The 20514-nt window shown below is 64.8% G+C and carries 13 protein-coding genes; 4 read left to right on the forward strand and 9 right to left on the reverse strand.

Annotated features, from left to right (window positions below; all coding sequences use genetic code 11):
* Positions 1-29: 29 nt before the first annotated feature.
* A complete protein-coding gene (locus tag K359_RS0104105) occupies positions 30-1664 on the forward strand; it encodes an NAD(P)/FAD-dependent oxidoreductase (RefSeq protein WP_051345968.1) in 1635 nt (544 codons plus the stop codon).
* Between the two features lie 400 nt (positions 1665-2064).
* On the opposite strand, the gene K359_RS0104110 is transcribed toward K359_RS0104105, so the two are convergent.
* The 5 genes from K359_RS0104110 to K359_RS0104130 all read right to left on the reverse strand — a co-directional run bounded on the left by K359_RS0104110 (position 2065) and on the right by K359_RS0104130 (position 9725).
* A complete protein-coding gene (locus K359_RS0104110) occupies positions 2065-5379 on the reverse strand; it encodes a carboxyl transferase domain-containing protein (RefSeq protein ID WP_029078216.1) in 3315 nt (1104 codons plus the stop codon).
* A gap of 137 nt (positions 5380-5516) precedes the next feature.
* The gene (locus tag K359_RS0104115; RefSeq protein WP_029078217.1) at positions 5517-6923 is read right to left on the reverse strand and encodes an amidohydrolase family protein; all 1407 of its coding nucleotides are present in this window, start codon (positions 6921-6923) and stop codon (positions 5517-5519) included.
* Between the two features lie 104 nt (positions 6924-7027).
* Positions 7028-8053: an ABC transporter substrate-binding protein gene (locus K359_RS0104120; protein WP_029078218.1), complete on the reverse strand. Its 1026-nt coding sequence runs from the start codon at positions 8051-8053 to the stop codon at positions 7028-7030.
* 38 nt (positions 8054-8091) lie between these two features.
* Positions 8092-8868 (reverse strand): ABC transporter permease, encoded by a 777-nt coding sequence (locus tag K359_RS0104125; protein WP_029078219.1) that lies wholly within the window; start codon positions 8866-8868, stop codon positions 8092-8094.
* 2 nt (positions 8869-8870) lie between these two features.
* A complete protein-coding gene (locus K359_RS0104130) occupies positions 8871-9725 on the reverse strand; it encodes an ABC transporter ATP-binding protein (protein WP_051345999.1) in 855 nt (284 codons plus the stop codon).
* A gap of 201 nt (positions 9726-9926) precedes the next feature.
* Here K359_RS0104130 and K359_RS0104135 point away from each other — a divergent pair, with 201 nt between their 5' ends.
* A complete protein-coding gene (locus tag K359_RS0104135; RefSeq protein WP_029078221.1) occupies positions 9927-10685 on the forward strand; it encodes a GntR family transcriptional regulator in 759 nt (252 codons plus the stop codon).
* 160 nt (positions 10686-10845) lie between these two features.
* Here K359_RS0104135 and K359_RS0104140 read toward each other — a convergent pair whose 3' ends face one another.
* Entirely contained in the window at positions 10846-13407 is a 2562-nt protein-coding gene (locus K359_RS0104140) for a fused MFS/spermidine synthase (protein ID WP_029078222.1), read from the reverse strand.
* Positions 13408-13672: 265 nt separating this feature from the next.
* Positions 13673-14092 (reverse strand): hypothetical protein, encoded by a 420-nt coding sequence (locus tag K359_RS0104145; RefSeq protein ID WP_029078223.1) that lies wholly within the window; start codon positions 14090-14092, stop codon positions 13673-13675.
* A 153-nt stretch (positions 14093-14245) separates the two neighbouring features.
* Between K359_RS0104145 and K359_RS0104155 the strand changes: the two genes are divergently transcribed.
* Positions 14246-15505 (forward strand): amidohydrolase family protein, encoded by a 1260-nt coding sequence (locus K359_RS0104155; RefSeq protein WP_029078224.1) that lies wholly within the window; start codon positions 14246-14248, stop codon positions 15503-15505.
* A gap of 257 nt (positions 15506-15762) precedes the next feature.
* On the forward strand, positions 15763-16977 hold the full coding sequence (locus K359_RS0104160) for a mandelate racemase/muconate lactonizing enzyme family protein (protein WP_029078225.1): 1215 nt from the start codon (positions 15763-15765) through the stop codon (positions 16975-16977).
* Between the two features lie 157 nt (positions 16978-17134).
* Here the strand turns inward: K359_RS0104160 and K359_RS0104165 are convergent, their stop codons facing one another.
* Positions 17135-18367: an ABC transporter substrate-binding protein gene (locus tag K359_RS0104165; RefSeq protein WP_035976100.1), complete on the reverse strand. Its 1233-nt coding sequence runs from the start codon at positions 18365-18367 to the stop codon at positions 17135-17137.
* Positions 18368-18473: 106 nt separating this feature from the next.
* The gene (locus K359_RS0104170) at positions 18474-20513 is read right to left on the reverse strand and encodes a hydantoinase/oxoprolinase family protein (protein WP_029078227.1); all 2040 of its coding nucleotides are present in this window, start codon (positions 20511-20513) and stop codon (positions 18474-18476) included.
* Between the last annotated feature and the right edge of the window lies 1 nt (position 20514).

The raw sequence follows: 20514 nt of genomic DNA on the forward strand, positions 1-20514 counted from the left end.
GCAATCAACCGATCAGGGAGCAACGACAGGTGGCCGCACTGCGCCAGGACAACACCCCCCAGACGGCTGCGCTGGACTACGACGTCATCATCATCGGCGCCGGCCTGTCCGGCATGTACCAGCTCTACCGGCTGCGCGAGCTCGGCCTCAAAACGCGGGTGTTCGAGGCCGGCACCGGCGTCGGCGGCACCTGGTACTGGAACCGCTATCCCGGCGCGCGCTTCGATTCGGAAAGCTATTCCTACGGCTATTCGTTCTCGAAGGAGCTGCTGCAGGAATGGGAATGGTCGGAGCATTTCGCCGGCCAGCCCGAGACCCTGCGCTACTGCAACTATGTCGCCGACAAGTTCGATCTGCGCCGCGACATCCAGTTCGAGAGCCGGATTACCGCCGCGATCTACCAGGACGAGACGCGAAGCTGGCAGATCACGCTTGAGAACGGTGCGCGCCACTCTTGCCGCTTCCTGATCACCGCGATCGGCCCGTTGTCGACACCGACCTTGCCGCGCATCGAGGGCCGCGACGATTTCAAGGGCCAGTCGTTTCACACCGCGCGCTGGCCGAAACAGAAGGTGGATTTCGCCGGCAAGCGCGTCGCCGTGATCGGCACCGGCGCGACCGGCATCCAGACCATCCAGACCATCGCCGGCGAGGTCGGACACCTCACCGTGTTCCAGCGCACCGCCAACTGGGCGGCGCCGCTGCACAACGGCAAGATCGACGCCGAGACGCAAGCGAGGATCAAGGCCGGCTATCCCGAGATCTTTGCGCGCTGCAAGGAGACCTTCGCCTGCTTCGTGCACACGCCCGATCCGCGCGGCGCGTTCGAGGTCAGCGATGCCGAGCGCGAAGCGTTCTACGAGAAGCTCTATGGCGAGCGCGGCTTCGGCATCTGGCAGGGCAATTTCAGGGATATCCTGATTGATCGCGCGGCGAATGCGACGATCAGCGATTTTGTCGCGCGAAAAATCCGTGAGCGCGTGAAGAACCAGGCGGTGGCCGAGAAGCTGATCCCCAGGAATCACGGCTTTGGCACAAGGCGGCTGCCGCTCGAGACCTTCTATTACGAAGTCTACAACCGCGACAATGTCGAGCTGGTCGACATCTTGGAGACGCCGATTGAAAAGATCACGCCCGAGGGCATCGAGACCAGCGACAGGGATTACGCCTTCGACATCATCATCTACGCCACCGGCTTCGATGCCATCACCGGCAGTTTCGACAAGATCGATTTTCGCGGTGCGCATGGTGCGCGGCTGAAGGAGAAATGGACGCACGGCCCGGAAACCTATCTCGGGCTGATGGTCGACGGCTTCCCCAACATGATGATGCTGATGGGCCCGCACACCGCGCTCGGCAACATCCCGCGCAGCATCGAGTATAGCGTCGACTGGGTTACCGGCCTGCTCCGCTTCGCGCGAGACAAAGGCCTGACCTTCCTCGACGCCACGCCCGAGGGCACCGCCGGCTGGACCGATCATGTCAAGACGCTCGGCACAGGCCTGCTCTCCAACGAGGTCGATTCCTGGATGACCGGCATCAACCGCAACGTCGAGGGCAAGCAAACTCGCATCGTCGCCCGCTACAGCGGCAGCGCGCCGGCGTATCGCGAACGCTGCGACGCGGTCGCGGCGCAGGGGTATGTTGAGTTGAGGTTGGAGTAGCTCTTGTGTCGACGAGAGGTGCCCTCCCCATCCACCGCCGTCGTCCCGGCGAAGGCCGGGACCCATACGCCGCGGCGGATGTAGTGAACGGGACTCGTCATTCCAACGACGCGCAACAAGCAGCATTTGTGGTTATGGGTCCCGGCCTTCGCCGGGACGACACTGCGTGTGTGGCGCGGCCTGTGAATCATACGTCCGCGTTCTCGCGTGAGAGAGACACCGGCGGAAGGGTTCCCTCTCCCCTTACGGGAGAGGGTTAGGGAGAGGGGTGCCGCACGACGTGCGCTCTCCGAATTCAACCCCGTAAGATGGGTGGAGCAAAGCGATACCCATTATTGCACCGCGGATGAAGAATTGATGGGTTTCGCTTCGCTCTACCCATCCTACGCATCCAGCTTCCCTACCACGCATCGATGCACGGCCTTTTGCGGTGGGTCCGCGGCTCCACCTTCGGCACCGAGCGGAGGCCGGCCATGATCCAGTGCCTGGTGTCGGCGGGGTCGATCACCTCGTCGATCTCCAAGACCGACGCGATCGAGACGGCCTTGCCGTTGGCGTAGAGCTCGGCGACCTTGGTCTGGAAATATTTCTCGCGTTCGAGGGGGTCCGCGATCGCCTCCATCTCCTTGCGGAAGCCGAGGCGGACATAGCCTTCGAGGCCCATGCCGCCGAACTCGCCGGTCGGCCACGCCACCGTGAAGAACGAGGCGTGGAAGCCGCCGCCGATCATCGATTGCGCGCCGAGACCGTAGCCCTTGCGCAGCACGATTCCGAACAGCGGCACCGTGATGCTGGCGCCGGTGACGAACATCCGCGCGACATGGCGCACGATCGCGGTCTTCTCGGCCTCGGGCCCGACCATGAAGCCCGGCGTGTCGCAGAGCGAGACGATCGGTATGTCGAAGGCGTCGCAGAGCTGCATGAAGCGCGCGGCCTTGTCGCCGGCCGCAGCATCGATCGCGCCGCCAAGATGCTTTGGATTGTTGGCGATCAGGCCGAACGGCTTGCCTTCGATGCGGATGAAAGCGGTGATCATGCCGACGCCGAAATCGCGCCGGATCTCCAGCACCGAGCCCTCGTCGGCGATCAGGTCGATCACATTGCGGATGTCATAGACCCGCAGACGATTTTCCGGGATCGCGCGGCGCAGCAGCCGCTGGTCCGGCGCGGTCCAGTCCTTCACCGCGCCCTGGAAGTAGGACAGATATTTCTGCGCCACCGCCGTCGCCTCTTCCTCGTCCTCCACGAGGATGTCGATCACGCCGTTCGGCGACTGGAACGACACAGGGCCGACCTCGGCCGGATGATAGACACCAAGCCCACCGCCCTCGATCATCGCTGGGCCACCCATGCCGATCGAGGCATTCTTGGTGGCGATGATGACATCGCAGACGCCGAGCATCGCGGCGTTACCGGCGAAGCAATAGCCAGAGACCACGCCGACCACAGGCACGAGCCCGGAGAGTTTTGCGAACTGCACGAAGGACGGACCGTCGAGGCCGGTCATGCCGAGCCGGTCGGTATCGCCGGGACGGCCGCCGCCGCCCTCGGCGTAGAACACCAGCGGAAGCCGCCACTGCTCCGTCAGCGAGAGCATGCGATCGATCTTCTTGTGGTTCATGTGGCCCTGGGTGCCGGCCAGCACGGTGTAGTCATACGAGATCACCATGCAGCGCGCGCCTTCGGGACCGAAGTCTTTCGCGTTGACGGTAGCAACGCCGGAAATCAACCCATCGGCCGGCGTGTTCTTGATGAGGTCCTCGACCTTGCGTCGGCGGCGTTGTGCGGCGATCGCGAGCGAGCCGTATTCGACGAACGAGCCCTCATCGACCAGCTGCGCGATGTTCTCGCGCGCGGTGCGCTGGTTGGTCTTGCGGCGGCGCTCCACCGAGGCCGGACGGTTCTCGTCCAGCGTGATCGCCTTGCGCGCGATCAGCTCGGCCAGATCAGGGCGGATGTGATCAAGATCGATCGCGGCCTCTTCCGCCGCATGATGGCCGTCGACCTCGGCAGGCTCGAGGAACAGGATCGGCTCGCCATGCATCAGGGTGATGCCGGGACCACCTGCGATCTTCGTCACCCGGCCGCCATGCGGCGCTGTGACGAGATGCTCCATCTTCATCGATTCCAGCACCGCGATCTGCTGGCCGGGACGGACCAGATCGCCCTCCGCGACCTCGATCGCCACGATCGTGCCCTGCAGCGGCGCGGGCACCGGCAGCGAGCCCTCGGGTGCCGCCTCAGTGGCGACGGCCTTCGTCGCTGCGGCCTCGCTCACCTCGACCAGTGGCGCCGCGAGGTCGTTCGCCGTGCCGACCAGCGCCGCCACATGGGTATCGATGAAATTGGTGCTGATCTTGTTCCGCGCAAAACTCTGATGCGCCAGGATGGCACCGAGCAAGGGGATGTTGGTCGCAACGCCGCCGATGCGGAATTCGCGCAAGGTGCGCGACGCCTTGTGCACCACGTCGGACCATTCTTGGCTCGGCGAATGCACGATCACCTTTGCCAGCAGCGAGTCGAACGCGGCACTCGTCCGGTAGCCGGAATAGCCGAACGTATCGACGCGGACGCCGGGGCCGGACGGCAGGTCGAACACACTGAGCGTGCCGCCGGTCGGCTTCGTCACGCCCTTCTCGTCCATCACCTCCATGTTGACGCGGAGCTGCATGGCATAGCCGCGCGGCAGCGGCACCGCTGATTGTGCCAGCCCAAGTGAGGCCAGCGTGGCGCCGGCGGCGACCGCGAGCTGCGAACGGACGAGATCGACGCCGAGCACCGCCTCGGTGACGGTGTGCTCGACCTGCAGCCGCGGATTGGCCTCGATGAAGGCGAAGGCACCCTCGCCTTCGCCTTTGCTTTCCTCTGCCTCGTCATCGACCAGGAACTCGAAGGTGCCGAGATTGTCGTAGCGCGCGGCCGACGCGAGCTGCTTTGCCGCCTCGATAATGCGGACGCGCAAGCCATCGCTCAGCGACGGGCTCGGCGCCACCTCGATGAGCTTCTGGTTGCGGCGCTGGATGGTGCATTCGCGCTCCCAGAGATGGCTGATGGCGCCGTGACGGTCGCCGATGATCTGCACCTCGATATGGCGCGCCTTGCGGATCAGCCGCTCGACATAGACGGCATCGTTGCCGAACGCCGCCTTGGCTTCCGACTGGCAGCGCGCATAGGCCTCCTCGAGTTTTGCGGCATCCTCGACCACCCGCATGCCCCGCCCGCCGCCGCCGGCGATCGCCTTGATCATCACCGCGGCGTTCGCGCCGAGCGAGGCGAAGAAGGCTTTTGCCTCGTCGAGCGAGGTCGCGTCGGCGGTGCCGGCAATGATCGGCACGCCGCATTTCTTGGCGAGGTCCTTTGCCTTGGCCTTGTCGCCGAACAGATCGAGCGCCTCCGGCGACGGGCCGACGAAGGTGATCTTTTCCTCGGCACAGCGCCGCGCCAGCTCCGTGTTCTCGCTGAGGAAACCATAGCCCGGATGCAGCGCATCGCAGCCCGCAGCCTTGGCCGCCGCGATCACCGCCTCGATGTCCAGATAGGCGCGCGCGCCGCGGCCGGGGATCTCGCAGGCATCGTCGGCGGCGCGGACATGCAACGAGGCCGCATCATCGGCGGGATAGATCGCGACGGTTGCAATACCGCTGTCGGCCGCGGCACGGACGATACGGATCGCGATCTCACCGCGGTTGGCAATCAGCAATTTCTTGAAGGACATGATCGATTCCAGCCTTGCGCTTCTGTTTGAACTTGAAGCCGTGCGCCGAAAGTGATGCAAGTGGAATTTTCTTCCGTTTGACGGAATTCGCGCGGCCGACCGCGCTTGCCGCGCGATGCGAAGCGAATGCTCTCAGCTTAGTTGCAGGTGAGTTGTGTCTCGAACCAGTCTTGCAACGATACTGAAAGCCGCGGCCATGCGCCCAGCACATGCGCGTATGTGGCCGCGCTCGCCCGGTAGAGGCCACGCAGTTCCTGCTCGATGGCAGGAAGGTCGACACCCACGCACCGACCATTGCTGACGATGGTGCGTCCGTTGACGACCACGTCGCGGACCAGCGACGCATTGCCGCGCGCGAACAAGAGATCGATCGGATCGGCCGGCAAGATCTGATCGCCCTCGAGGCGGTCGAGATCGATGCGGACGAAGTCGGCCGGCGCACCGGTGACGCGGCGGCCGTTGCCGATCGCGAGCGCGAAGAAATCCTGCGCCGTCCAGGTGCGCTGAAAGCCGAGACCGCCCTGCATCATCTGCACCAGGCGCGTCTCGCGCAGCACATCGTCATCCTCATCGAGCGCCAGACCATCGACGCCGACCGCAATCGCGCAGCCGCAAGCGTGCGCCGCCGCGATCGGCGCCAGCCCGGACCGCAGATGCAGGTTGGAGGAGTAATTGGTGACGATGCGCGCGCCTGACGCTGCGATCATCTCGATCTCGTCGGGCCGGGCATGGATGCAATGCGCGAGCGTCAGCCGCCCGGAGAGGAAGCCGATGTCGCGGAGATAGCGGACGATGCCGCCGGGAAAATGCTGATCGGCCCAGGCACGCTGATAGATCGTCTCGAGCAGATGCATGTGGATGCGGCGGCCGGTGTGCGCGGAATTGTCCGCGACCGCCTCCAAGAGCGGCTTCGAGCACCACTGTACCCCCGCGGGCCCGAGCTGCACATCGACCTTCGGCCCGCCGATCGCCGCGGCGATGGCATCGGTCAGCTCGATATAGGCCTTTGGCGACATCGGCGCGCGGACGAACAGCTCCTCGATCGTCTTGCGGTCGTCGCTGGCGAGACTTGCGAGCACCGGTTCGCTGTCGCCATAGACGATCGGGTTCTGGTCGCGCACCGCGATCGCAAAGCCGATGCGGATGCCGACATCGCCGGCGGCCCGCGCAATCGCTCTGGTCTCGTCGAGCAGCGGCATGATGCCGCTCGGCCGGGTGTAGTGCACCATCATCGCCGCGCAGCCGGCCTGCGCCGCGCGCGCCAGCGCGGAGGCCGCGGCGAAACAAGGATCGACCGGCGTGCCCACCACCGTGCGCAGGATCCAGCTCTCCAGCGGCATGCCGACCGCGCCGAAGGCGGACGCCCGCGGGCGGGCGTGGTCGTGGGCGTTGACGAAGGCGGGGAGGATGAGGGAGCGCGGGCCTGTCGCTGGGCTCGTGGCTTCGGAGATGTCGGTGATGACGCCGCCGTCGTGGCGGAGCACGACATTGTCGCGCGTGCCGCGGTCAGGTCCAGAAAACAGACGGGTTGCCGTGACGTCCATCGCTAACCTCCGCCGTCATTGCGAGCGCAGCGAAGCAATCCAGGTCTCAACACGAGGAGAGATGGATTGCTTCGTCGCTTCGCTCCTCGCAATGACGAGTAAGCTCAGTTCGCAGTGTACACCAGCTCCCGCTCCGCGCGCGGCGGCAGAAATTCGCGTGAAAACACTTCCGCCGGGGTCGGCGCACGGGCGAGCTGGTAGCCCTCGACGATGAAGCCGATGTTGCGGACCATGCGGTCGTCCTTGATGTCGCCGACACCGATGTCCTTCATCTCCGGCGAGACGATCAGCTTCTCGAAGGAATATTGCAGCCGGCGCTTCTCGACATCGACATTGATCAGATTGTCATAGTTCAGCGCGGCCTTCATGCCGGCATTCTGGTCCTTGGCAACCGCGATCGCGCCCTTGTTGATGGCACGCACCAGGCCGGCCACCGCCTTCGGGTTCGAGGCGATCAGCTTGCGCGACACCATCACGCCATTGGAATAGAGATCGAGCCCGTAATCGCCGAACGAGAACCATTTGAAGTCCTTGTCGGGATCCTGGCGGTTCAGCACGAGATTAAAGTAACTCGTGATGTTGAAGACCAGCGCGGCATCGATGTCACCCTTGATCAGCATCGGCTCCTGCAGGTTCGGCGCCATGTTGGAGATCTTGATCTTCTCGCCGTCGAGCCCGTTCTTGTGCACGAACACCGGCAGCAGCCGCGTGGTCGGCGTGCCCTGCGCGCCGCCGAGCGTGTGGCCCTCGAAATCCTTGATCGACTTGATGCCGCTCGAATTCTTGGCGACGATCGCGAACGGCGGCTGGTTCCACATCATGTAGACCATCACAGGCGCATCCTGCGGCCTGGTCGAGGCATTCTGGATGATGGCGTTGACGTCGCCGAAGCCGGCGTCATAGGCGCCCGACATGATGCGCGTCACCGTCGCGCCGGAGCCCTCGCCCTGGTCAATCACGACGTTGAGGCCTTCCTCCTTGAAGTAGCCATTGTCCTTCGCATAGAAGAACGCCGCATCGCTGCCTTGCGTCTTCCAGCCCAGCGTGAACTTGATGGTGGTTTCCTCGGCACGCGCCGCTCCCGCGACCAGAGCCAATCCCACGAGCGCAGCGCCTATTGTCTTCAGCATGACGACCTCCTCAACTCCAGCGATGGACGAAACAACCTTCAGGTGGCGATGACGTTGTCCTTGCGCGTCGCCCAGCCCGTGACCTGGCCCTCGATCAGCGAGAACAGGACGTAGAGCGCGACACCGAGGCCGGCGAGCACGAACAGCCCGGCGAACACCAGCGGCACATTGAAATTGGAGGACGCCGTCATCATCACGTTGCCGATGCCGCGGTTCGAGGCGACGGTCTCCGACAGCACCGCGCCGACAAAGGCGTAGGACACCGCGACCTTCAGCGAGGCAAAGAAGAACGGCATCGTCCGCGGCAGGCCGACATTCCAGAGGATGTCGAACTTGCTGGCGCCGAGCGCCTTCAGGACATCCTCGAGCTCGGGCTCGGTGGTGGCAAGACCGGTGGCGATGTTGACGACGATCGGGAAGAAGCAGATCGACAGCGAGGTCAACACAGCGGGCACCGTGCCGGAGCCGAACCACAGCACGAAGATCGGCACCACCGCGACCTTCGGGATCGACGAGAAGCCGACCAGCAGCGGATAGCAGGTGTCGTAGGCGGTCTTTGACACCCCGATCACGGCGCCGAGTGCGACGCCCAGCGCCACGCCGAGCACGAAGCCGATCATGGTGGTGACCAATGTCTGGATGATGTGCGGCCAAAGGATCGGGAATTTCTCGAACAGCGTGACGAAGATCTGCGACGGCCGCGGCAGCACGAGATCCGACATCCCCGTCATCAGGCAGAACAGCTCCCAGGCGACGAAGAACAGCACGATCAGGGCCGCGGACCAGGCCTTCTGCCTGATATCTGACACGGACATGGTCAGGCTCCCTCTTGCGCAGCGGTGCGCGCATCGACGATGAAGGCGCGGAGTTTCTGGTTGAGCGCGACAAAATCGGGCTCAAAGGTCATCGCCACGGTGCGCGGGCGCGCGAAGTCGACGCTGGAGTCGTCGAGGATGCGGCCGGGCCGCGCGCTCATCACGCAGATGCGGTTGGCGAGGAAGCCGGCCTCGCGCAGGTCATGGGTGACCAGCAGCACGGTCGGCTTGTGCGTCATCCAGAGCGCTTGCAGGATTCCCCACAGCTCCTCGCGGGTGAACTGGTCGAGCGCGCCGAACGGCTCGTCGAGCAGCAGCATGCGCGGCTCATGGATCAGCGCGCGGCACAGATTGGCGCGCTGGAGCATGCCGCCGGAGAGCTGCCAGGGATAGCGGCCGCCAAACCCTTTCAGCCCGACCTGCTCGAGCAGCGCATTGGCCTTGTCGCGGAACTCGGTCTTGCGCAGCCGGCGGAACTGCGAGCGGAACGGCTCGACGATCTTCAGCGGCAGCATGATGTTCTTTTCGATCGTCATCCACGGCAGCATGGTCGGGTTCTGGAACGCCATGCCGACCCGCAGCGCGCGCGCCGCGACCTCGCGGCCGCCGACGATGACGACGCCGGTGGTCGGCCGCACCAGGCCCGACACCAGCCGCAGGATGGTGGACTTGCCGCAGCCGGATGGGCCGACCAGCGCGACGAACTCGCCATCGGCGATCCGCAGCGTGGTCGTGGACAGAGCCGGCACGGCGCGGGCGCCGCGGCCGAAGGTCACGGAGGCTTCCGACAGCTCGATCGCGGTCGGCGCAGATCCGGCGGCAACAGGCTCGCCGGCAAATTCGGAATTTGGTTGCATGCGCATCACGAGCAAAGTGCATGCAAGCTGGATGCCAGCGCGCCGCCCGTTGAAAATCAAGGGGATCGCGCGATCAGCAGGCAAAACGCGGGATTCCTTTTAGGCAATCGGCGGCCAAAACTGCATGCAATTCGAGCGCCCGATTGTTTCGCCGGTATGATAAAGAGGCGTTCGAAGCACATTCGAGAGGGAATCGCGGCGATGGCGGGGCGCGCCGGCAACAGCAAGACGGCTGAATCGTCAGACAAGGTCAGCGTGATCTGCCGCGCGCTGCGGCGCGCGATCATCGAGCAGGCGCTGGAGCCCGGCGCAAAACTGCCCGAAGATTCGCTCGGCGAGCGTTTCGGCGTCAGCCGCACCATTGCGCGGCACGCGCTCGGGCAATTGGCCGCGGAAGGCCTCGTCGAGCTGCGCCGCAACCGCATCGCGGTGGTGGCGACGCCGAGCTGGCAGGAGGCGCGCGATGCCTTCGACATCCGCATCGAGCTGGAGCGGCTGGTGGTGCGGCAGCTCGCCGGCAAGCTGACCAAGGCGCAGGTCGCCGAACTCACCGCCCATGTCGACGCCGAGGATCGCGCCCGCGACGGCACCGACGCGGTCTCGATCCGGCTCGCCACGGAATTCCACATCCTGCTCGCCCAGATGACCAACAGCCCGATCCTGGTGCGTTATGTCAGCGAAGTCGCCTATCGCTGCTGCCTGACGCTGTCGCTGTACAGCCGGCCGCACTCCACGGAATGCGCGATCAATGAGCACCGCGCGATCATCGCTGCGCTGGTGAAGGGCGACGTCGCCAAGGTGATGGAGCTGATGCACCACCATCTGGATTCCGTCGCCACCCGCGCGCTGGTCGCACCGAGCCCGCAGCGCGGGCGGGATCTGCTGGATATTCTGGCGCCCTATGCGGATGAGGCGACCAGCGATCGGGTGGTCAAGCTGCCGAAGGCGGTGCGGCGCTGACGGTTGCGGCTACTCTATCCCCGTCATCCTGAGGAGCGCGTAGCGCGTCTCGAAGGATGCACGGCCACCGGCCGGGCCGTCGACCCTTCGAGACGGCCGCTGCGCGGCCTCCTCAGGATGACGGGGAAAGAGTCGTCACCTGGTGCCGGATGCTACCCGCTCACTCGCGCAGCTTGCGGTCCAGGAAGCCGACATAGGAATTGTCCGGCTGCAGCTTGACGGCCAGGCGAAGCGCTGCACGGGCGGCGGATTTGTCGCCGTCAGCCGTGGCTCTGTGCTCATCCAGAATCGCATCGGCCACCGTGCGCGCGGTGTCGAGACGGGCCTCGTCGATGGAATGAGGGGCAAGATAGTCCTCGACGGGCTCGCGGAGGCGCTTCAATTCGTCCACGCTGATCGAACTCAGCGGATACCAGTTATAATATTCGAGGCGCGGCCGATCATCGGTGAGGCTCGGCACATCGCCGACAAAGGCCGCGAGCTTTTCATCAGCGGCGATGAATGTCGCCAGGAAATCCTCTGGCGAGCGCAGGCCGTTTGCGGTCAGGTCTTCAGCCACCGCGGGCGCGGACATCCGCATGGCGAGCGCGCGAGGATCGATGTTCAAGGGTTCATCGGAGGCGATCGCCACGCCTTCCATTCTGGACGGCAGCCACAGCGAGACATGCTTGAACTGGCCCATCATGGCCTTGAGGATCATCTTCGGAAGAATGCCGCGGTTGAAATCCAGCGGCACCCATTGCGCGAGAACGCCGCCGAGGCGCATCCTCTGCTTTGCCAGCGCATAGAATTCCTCGGTGTAGAGGTTGATGACGCCGGCGTCGTGGGGCGGCGGGGGCTCGAGGGTGATGACGTCGAACGTCTCCTTTGTCCCGAGCAGGAAGTGGCGCCCGTCCGCGACGATCTGATGAACCCTGGGATTCTGATAGAACTGCTGGTTGATCGGCACAAAATGCGGCGCAAACTCGAAGACCGTCGAGGCCAGATCGACCGCGTCGATGGATTTTAGTTCCTGATGGGTGCTCACCGCGCCCACCGTGGTTCCGGTCCCGATGCAGATCACGACAGCCGTTTCAACCGGGCCCCGGTGCAGCAGAATAGGATAGTGCCCCATCGCGGCCATGTAGCGTCTGCCCTCGGGACGGTTGTTGGCATAGCTTTTCGAATTCACCACCAATTGCTGATAGGTTCCTGCCGCCTTTTCGCGATACTCGACCACCGCAAATGTTGCTTGCCGCGTTTCTCGCAGCTCGAGGACATCAGCGCCTTCGATCGCGGTCAGGACCCGTTCCAGATAGTGTGGGGTGAGGAGCAAGAGCGCAAAGGCGATGACGCTTGCGGCGATTGCCCCTTGCCGCCACAGGCTGCCTTCTCTCAGAAGAGCCGGTTGCGATAGTGTCGTCGCGACAAACAGCAGGACGTTCAGAACAATCAGTGCGGTGAGCGCCCCCTGGCTGCCCAGATAGGGAATCAGAAGGAATCCCGCCGCCAGCGAGCCGAGGACGCCACCGATCGTGTTCAAGGCGTAGAGCGTGCCTACCCTGCGGCCCAGTGCGCTCATCTGCATCACGGTCAGTTCGCTGGCCAGCGGAAAACTGATGCCGATCAGCGTGGTCGGCAGCAACAGGGCAACGGCGCAGATCAGGAAGAATGAAACGTCACCGCCCAAAAGCTGCTGCACCGGGACCGGGAGCAGGCCCGACACGATGGGAGACAGCACTGCTCCCACAGTACGCGCCTTGCCGAGGATTGCGACGGTCAGCGTGGCCGCAACCGCGATCAGCAGCTGCGTCACGGCGAAGTAGCGCAGCAATTGATCCTTGCGCGGCGCGAGCAGCCTGGCGCAGATCAGGGCGCCGATCACCAGGCCCAGCAGGTAAACGCCGAGCATGCCCGAGAAAGCGAAAACGCTCGAGGTGCTGACATTGGTCAGGAAGCGGAACCAGACGACTTCATAGGTGATCGACACGAAACCGGAGCACGCGAAGATCCCGATCAGGATGGACGTCCTGCCGTGCTCCCGCCCTTCGGTTTGCACCGGCGCGGCTGCCGTGACCGGCGACAGCGGGCTTGCGTTGCGCGCAACTACGAGGGCCACGCCGCCGACGCAGATGTACAGCGCCGCGGCAACCAGGCTCGATCCCGTGATCCCCCAGAGGCCCATCAGGACAAAGCCGACAACGAGCGTGCCGATAGCGGCGCCGAGGGTGTTGAACCCGTAGAGCAGGCCGATGCGATTGGCGAGGTCCGTTTGCGTGCGGGTCAGGAATTTCACCAGGAACGGCAGCGTCGCGCCCATCAACATCGTCGGCAGCGACAGGATGGCGAGCGACAGCGCGACCATCAGCGGCAACCGGAATGGAGACTCCAGGTCCAGCATCGGCGACAGCCAGCCCACCCATGTCGACCAGTGCGACAGGAACGCGGTCACCGCCAGGGAAACGACTGCGAGGGCGAGTTCGAGGAAGCCGTAGATTTTCAGGGGGCGGCTGACCGTGTCGGCGATCCGGCCGCCGAGCGCGCTGCCCAGCGAGAGACCGAAAAAGAAGCTCGCCACCGTGACGCTGACCGAGACGGTGGCACTTCCCAGCACGAATTGCAGTTGCTTGAACCAGAGCACCTGAAGGATCAGGGATGCCGCGCCCGATGCCAGAAAGATCGCGGTGACCAGAACCCGGCTCTTCAGGCCTATGGTGTCTCGAACACCACCACGATTGCGCACTGGACGGCTCTCCCGCTGAACGGGAGAACAGGTAAGGCAGATGCGGTTAATATTGCCCTTATGGGGCGGCGGACGAGGCGGGTGCAGACCGGATGGTGAAGCTGCCGAAGGTGGGCGGAACTGACGACAGCCGCGCTCTATCACCGTCATCCTGAGGAGGCCGCAACGCGGCCGTCTCGAAGGATCGACGGCCACCAGCCGGGCCGTGCATCCTTCGAGACGCCGCTTCGCGGCTCCTCAGGATGACGGGAAAAGTGCGCTGCGCCTAAGCCTCGATCCCTCGCTGCACCAGGATCCGCTCGGCGCTGTCGTTCCAGACGTCCATCTTGACGATCTGGCCACCTTTGACCACGAAGCGGTCGACATAGCGGTTGCCTTCGAACGGTGTGCCGTCGATCCACTCGCCGTAGAGCGTGCCGACGCTGTAGACGACGGTCTCGCCCGCGCCGGGGCAGACGTCGAACCGGTCCATCCGCTTCTTCACCCAGCGATAGCGCTTGGCGTTGAAGCCGGTCGGCCCGCGCGGATGGTCGAATTCGCGCCCGCCGGTGAAGGTGATCACCGTGCCAGGCTTCATATAGGCCGCCGCCGCATCGGGGTCGGGGATCATCGACGCGGTCAGGCAGGCTTCGACGATCTCGGCATCGGACAGCGGGTGGGCATCGGCTTTGGCGGTGACGGACATGGCGGGCCTCCAGGAATTCGCAAAACTCTACAATCCGGTCGGCAAAGTGTATGCATATTTTTTGGACAATCTGACTGACAAACTGCACACAATCTGGTGCTGCCGCTTCCCTGCCCTTCCGCTAGGCTGAGACCAACCTGAAATCTGCTCTCGATGATTGCGAAACCTGCATTCGACCTGGTCTTCCGTCATGCCGTGACGCGCACCTCCGCGTCGACGGTCGATATCGGCGTCGCCGGCGGCCGGATCGCCGCGATCGCGCCGCACCTCTCCTGCGAGGCCGTCGAGATCGACCTCGCGGGACGGCTGGCGCTGCCCGGCTTCGTCGACACCCATATCCATCTCGACAAGGCCTGCCTGCTCGGCCGCTGCGGCCACGACCATGCCGGCGTCGCCGAGGCCATCCGCGCGGTGGCGGCGATGAAGCGCGACTTCACGGTCGAAGACGTCTATGCCCGCGGCGCAAAAGTGATCGAGCGAGCGATCACCGCAGGCACCACGCGGATGCGGACCCATGTCGAGGCCGACCCGCGGATCGGGCTGCGTGGCTTCGAAGCGGTCAAGGCGCTGAAGCGCGACTATGCCTGGGCGCTCGATCTTTCTCTTTGTGTCTTCCCGCAGGAAGGCCTGACCAACGATCCCGGCACTGATGAGCTGTTGGTCGCGGCGCTCAACGACGGTGCCGAGGCGATCGGCGGCTGTCCTTATGTCGACAGCGATCCGAACGCGCAGATCGCGCGCATCTTCGACCTGGCGCAGCAGTTCGATATCGATGTCGACCTGCATCTCGATTTCGACCTCGATCCCTCCTGGTGGCACATGGAGGAAGTCTGCCGGCAAACCGAGCGGCGCAACTATCACGGGCGCGTCGCGATCGGGCACGCGACAAAACTCTCCGCGCTGCCGCCCGAGCGGCTGAAGACGGCGAGCGCGCGCCTCGCCGCGGCCGGCGTCGCGGTCACCGTACTGCCGGCGACCGACCTCTATCTGATGGGGCGTGAGGCCACCCACAATGCGCCGCGCGGCCTCACCGCCGCGCATCGCCTGGTCGCCGATGGCGTGCTGTGCTCGGTCGCGACCAACAATGTGCAAAATCCCTTCACGCCGTTCGGCGACGCGTCGCTGCTGCGGATGGCCAATCTCTACGCCAATGCCGCGCATGCCGGGATCGGCGAGTTCGATGCCTGCCTCGATCTCGTCACCGAGCTGCCGGCGCGGCTGATGAATCTCAGGGATTACGGCATCGCAGTCGGCAACCCCGCCGACATCGTCGTGCTCGACACCGACAGCGCAACCAACGCGATCGCCGAACTGCCCGACGTGCTCCTGGGCTTCAGGCGCGGCCGCAAGACGTTCGAACGGCAAAAGCCGACGCTGTTCCGGCCTGTGACTGCTCTCCCCCCGTCATCCTGAGGAGCCGCGAAGCGGCGTCTCGAAGGATGCGCGGCCCCGCCCTTTCCGTACGGAGAAAGCCGGGCCGTCGACCCTTCGAGACGCGCGCAAGAGCGCGCTCCTCAGGGTGACGGGACAGCAAAGCGAGCTAACACCAACGTCCGTATGTCGCAGCACCCACCTGTACGCATTGTCGCCCTGCCCTGGCGCGAATTGACGCGTCAGGCGATCCGTTGTTGGTATCCGCCCAACACCAACAACAAGCCGGGCAGGAAACCATGAGCATATCACCCACGATCAAAAGCGTCGAAACGCTCGCCTGCGATGCCGGCTGGCGGAATTATCACTTCGTTAAGGTGACGACGTCAGACGGGCTGGTCGGCTGGAGCGAATATGACGAGGGCTTTGGCGCGCCCGGCGTCACCGCGGCGATCGAGCGGCTGTCGGCGCGGGTGATCGGCAAGAACGCCTTCGAGCATGAGCGGATCTATGTCGAGCTGTTCGCCGCGACGCGTCCCGCCGCCGGCGGCGTGGTGGCGCTGGCGTTAGGTGCCATCGAGAACGCGCTGCTTGACGTCAAGGCCAAGGCGCTCGGCGTGCCCTGCTACGATTTGCTCGGCGGCAAGATCCGCGACCGCGTGCGGGTGTACTGGTCGCATTGCGCGACCTGGCGCATCAATCATCCCGACTGGTACAAGCCGGCGATCACCGACCTCGACGGCGTCAAGGCGATCGGGGCCGAGGTGCGCGAGAAGAAATTCTCGGCGATGAAGACCAACATCTTCGTCTACACCGACGGCAAGCCGATGGGCTGGCGACCCGGTTTCGGCGCGCCGTTCCAGCCCGAGATCAATGTCGACCGCACGGTGCTGCGCAATCTCTGCATGCATCTGGAGGCGATCCGCGACGGCGCCGGGCCGGATGTCGATCTGCTGCTCGACCTCAACTTCAACGCCAAGACCGAAGGCTATCTCAAGATCCTGCGCGCGATCGAGAAGATGGACATGTTCTGGGTCGAGATCGACACCTTCAACCCGCAGGCGCTCGGCTACATCCGCCGCCAGAGCCCGCACCCGATCTCGTCATGCGAGACGCTCTTGGGCTTACGCGAATTCCTGCCCTACTTCACCGAGCAGGCGATGGACGTCGCGATCATCGACACGCCGTGGAACGGGGTCTGGCAGTCGATGAAGATCGCCGCGGCCGCCGAGCATTTCGAGGTCAACGTCGCGCCGCATAATTTCTACGGCCACCTCTGCACCATGATGAACGCGCATTTCTGCGCGGCGGTGCCGAACCTGCGCATCATGGAGACCGATATCGACCGCCTGGCCTGGGACCACGAATTGTTCACCCACGTGCCGGAGTTTATCGACGGTCATCTCGTGATCCCGGATCGACCGGGCTGGGGCACCGAGCCGAACGAGGAAAGCCTGCGCGCGCATCCGCCGAAGAACAAGGGCGGGTTGTTGAATTATGGGTTGAAGAAGTAGCTCTCCCCACGCCGTCGTCCCGGCCTAGTGCGCAATTGCGCACGGGAGCAGGGACCCATAACCACCGCTCTGCGATGTGAGCGGTATCAACGCCCCAGCGGAGCAAAATAACTTCCAGTTGGGTAATGGGTCCCGGCCTTCGCCGGGACGACAAGAACTAATTATCGTCCCGCACGGTCGTGAACGCGCTATCGACCACGTCGCCGATCGGCTGCCAGGCGTTGCCGTCGAACTGCACCAGCCGCATCTGCTTGATCGGGCGGAAATCCTTCGGCCCGGTGTTGATCACGATCCCGGGCAGCGCGATCGGGCTTTGATAGTCCTTCAGCGAGGCCGCCTGCCGCATGATGTTCTCGCGGGAGAAATCATCGCCGCATTGGCGCAAGACCTGGTGCAGCGTATCGGCGGCGGCATAGCCGAACATGGCGTAGATGTCGTCCTTGCCGCCGTCGGGGAAATATCTGTCCATGAAGTCGGACCACGCCTTGATATGCGGATCGTCCTTCCAGGAGGCGTCGCCGGCGTCCTTGAGGAACGAGGTCGAGATCACGCCGAGTGAATTCTGCAGGCCGGCCGGCTGCAAGGCGCTGGCGATCGAGGCCGACGCATTGTCGAGGATGAACACCGGATGCCAATCCATCCCGGCCACGATGCGGATCGCGCGCGCCGCGATCGCCGGCGCGCCGTCGAACACCAGGATGTCGGCGCCGGAGTCCTTCAATATCCCGAGCTGGTTCTCGATCCTGGTCTCCGACGCGTCGAAGGCGAGATCGGCGACGATCATGCCGGCAGTGTCGCCGAGCCCCTCCTGCAAACCCCGGAACAGATCGCGGCCGAACTGGTCGTTCTGCCAGAGCACCGCGATCTTGCGCGACGGATAGGCGGCCTGGACGTAATTGGCGTAGATCCGCCCCTCGGCGCGGAAGGTCGGCTGCCAGCCCATGGTCCAGGGAAACGTCCTCGGATGCGCCCATTCCTCGTCGCCGGAGGCGACGAATAGCTGCGGGATATTCTTCTCGTTGAGGTACTTTCGCACGGCGAGGTTGCTCGGCGTGCCGAACGAGCCGAACATCAACAGCACGTCCTGCTTCTCGACGAGATCGCGGGTCTGCTCCATCGCGGTCTTCGGATTGGAGCTGTCATCGACCGATACGAATTTGACCTTGCGGCCGTTGATGCCGCCATGCTCGTTGACCATGTCGAAATAGGCCGCTTCCGCCCGCCCGATGGTGGCGAACGCAGCGAGCGGCCCGGTGTATGGCATCACATTGCCGACACGGATCTCACCGCCGGCGGCTTGCGGCGCCTGCTGCGCGGCGAGCGGCGCCGCCGCGAGCATCGCTGCGAAGACAAGAGATATCGAAAGCGCCGTTTGTCTTTTTGTTTGCATCAACATCGCCACAAACGCCGGCAGCGACCGGCGCTCCTCCCGAGGACTCGACCTTATCGCCCAAGGCAACACCGGGACAATGAAATGTTGATGGCGGAGGCTCACCTCAGCGCAATGTTATGTCGAGCCATCCCAACGCATTGACCGCGACGCGGTCGCCATTGCCGACCAGAACCGTCGTGGTTTCGGCCTCGATAATCGCCGGGCCGGCCAGCGAATGGCCGGGCTTGAGATCGTCGAGCGCATAGACCGGCACCTCGCGCCAGGCACTGAGCCAGGCCTGCCGCTTGCCGCGCGGCGCGCAGGGCACAGCTGACGCAGCCTCGCCGACATCGCCGCCGCCGCGCGCAACCTTGCCGACCGCGGCGACACGGGCATTGACGAACACCACCTCCTGCCCGCGCGAGGCATAGGTGTAGAGTTCCTCGTGGCGGCGATGGAAGCGGTCCTCGATCTGCGCCACCAGGTCGGCGGCGCCGAGATCGAGGTCGCCAAGCGGCACATCGATCTCGAACACCTGCTCGCCATAGCGCATCTCCGCCGAGCGCTCGATCGCGATATCGCCCTTGAACCAGTCGCGCAGCCGGCCAGCCGCCTGCTCTTCGAGTCCGGCGAACAGCTTACACACCTCATCGGCGGAAATCCGGCCCGCGCCATAATGGGTGCGGCTGACCTCGTAACGCAAATCGCTGGTCAGCATGCCCCAGGCCGACAGCACGGAGGCAACCGTCGGCACGATGATGCGCTTGATCTCGAGCTCGCGCGCGACCTCGGCGGCATGCATCCCGGCGGCGCCGCCGAAGCTGAGCAGCGCGAAGCGCCTGGGATCGACGCCACGGCGCAGCGTCATCAGGCGGATGCCGTCGGCCATCTTCAGATTGATCATCTTGTAGATGCCGGCGGCAGCCTCGATCCGCGACAGCTCCAGCGCTTCGGCAATCCGATCGACGGCCGCTTCCGAGGCCGCGCGATCGAGCGGGCGTGCGCCGCCCATGAAGGCGGCGGCATCGAGATAGCCGAGCACGACATTGGCGTCGGTGACCGTGGCCGCGGTGCCGCCATTGCCGTAGCAGGCCGGCCCCGGCACCGAGCCTGCGCTCTCCGGCCCCACGCGCAGCGTGCGGCTGCCGTCGACACCGGCGATCGAGCCGCCGCCGGCCGCGATGCTGGCGATGTCGAGGCTGCGCAACGCGATGCGCTGGCCCGCCAGCATGCCGTCGGCGGAGAGCGAGGCCTCGCCGTCTGCGATCAACGAAATGTCGGTCGAGGTGCCGCCCATGTCGAACGGCACGAGGTCGGGAATCCCAAGCATCTCCGCGCAGCGGCGGCTGCCGGAGATGCCGCCGGCAGGACCCGACAGCACGGTGCCGGCAGCGAGCCGCGAGGCCTCTTCCACCGGCGCCATGCCGCCATGCGACAGCACCACGAACAGCGAGCCCTTGAAGCCGGCTTCATGCAGGCTGCGTTCCAAATTGGTGAGATAGCGCCGCACCGTCGGTTCGACATAGGCGTTCACGATCGTGGTCGAGACGCGCTCATATTCCTTGATCTGCGGCAGCACGTCACTGGAGCGCGACACGCTGACATCGGGCAACTCCCTGGCGAGCCGTTCGACCGCGGCGAGCTCATGCGTCGGGTTGAGATAGGCGTGCAGGAAGCAGACCGCGACCGAGTTGGCGCCGGAGCGTTTCACCTCGGCGATGACCTCGCCGAGGGCTGCGGCATCCAGCGCAACCGCGGCACTGCCGTCGGCCTTCAGCCGCTCGCGCACGCCGAAGCGGCGCTCGCGCGGCACCAGCGGCTCCGGCGGCGGCGTACGCAGGTCGTAGCGATCCGGCTTCAACCCTTCGCGCATCTCGACGACGTCGCGATGGCCCTCGGTGGTCAACAGCGCAACCCTGGCGCCCTTGCGTTCCAGCAGCGCGTTGGTCGCAACTGTCGTGCCGTGCACCAGGCGATCGGTCGCGGCCAGCATTGCCGCGCGCGTCACGCCGAGCCGGCGCGCCAGTTCCTCCAGTCCCGCCATGACACCGATCGATTGATCGGCCGGCGTGGACGGTGATTTCGCGAAAACCGTGCGCCCGGTTTTGTCAGTTGCAACCAGGTCGGTGTAGGTGCCGCCGACGTCTACCCCAATCGTGTACATC

The sequence above is a fragment of the Bradyrhizobium sp. th-b2 genome (assembly GCF_000426785.1).
GTDB lineage: Bacteria > Pseudomonadota > Alphaproteobacteria > Rhizobiales > Xanthobacteraceae > Bradyrhizobium > Bradyrhizobium septentrionale.

Coding starts and splice junctions, on each gene's coding strand:
- K359_RS0104110 (WP_029078216.1), bottom strand. CDS start 5,379: ATGTCCTTCAAGAAATTGCTGATTGCCAACCGCGGTGAGATCGCGATC.
- K359_RS0104115 (WP_029078217.1), bottom strand. CDS start 6,923: ATGGACGTCACGGCAACCCGTCTGTTTTCTGGACCTGACCGCGGCACG.
- K359_RS0104120 (WP_029078218.1), bottom strand. CDS start 8,053: ATGCTGAAGACAATAGGCGCTGCGCTCGTGGGATTGGCTCTGGTCGCG.
- K359_RS0104125 (WP_029078219.1), bottom strand. CDS start 8,868: ATGTCCGTGTCAGATATCAGGCAGAAGGCCTGGTCCGCGGCCCTGATC.
- K359_RS0104130 (WP_051345999.1), bottom strand. CDS start 9,725: ATGCAACCAAATTCCGAATTTGCCGGCGAGCCTGTTGCCGCCGGATCT.
- K359_RS0104135 (WP_029078221.1), top strand. CDS start 9,927: ATGGCGGGGCGCGCCGGCAACAGCAAGACGGCTGAATCGTCAGACAAG.
- K359_RS0104145 (WP_029078223.1), bottom strand. CDS start 14,092: ATGTCCGTCACCGCCAAAGCCGATGCCCACCCGCTGTCCGATGCCGAG.
- K359_RS0104155 (WP_029078224.1), top strand. CDS start 14,246: ATGATTGCGAAACCTGCATTCGACCTGGTCTTCCGTCATGCCGTGACG.
- K359_RS0104160 (WP_029078225.1), top strand. CDS start 15,763: ATGAGCATATCACCCACGATCAAAAGCGTCGAAACGCTCGCCTGCGAT.
- K359_RS0104165 (WP_035976100.1), bottom strand. CDS start 18,367: ATGCAAACAAAAAGACAAACGGCGCTTTCGATATCTCTTGTCTTCGCA.
- K359_RS0104170 (WP_029078227.1), bottom strand. CDS start 20,513: ATGTACACGATTGGGGTAGACGTCGGCGGCACCTACACCGACCTGGTT.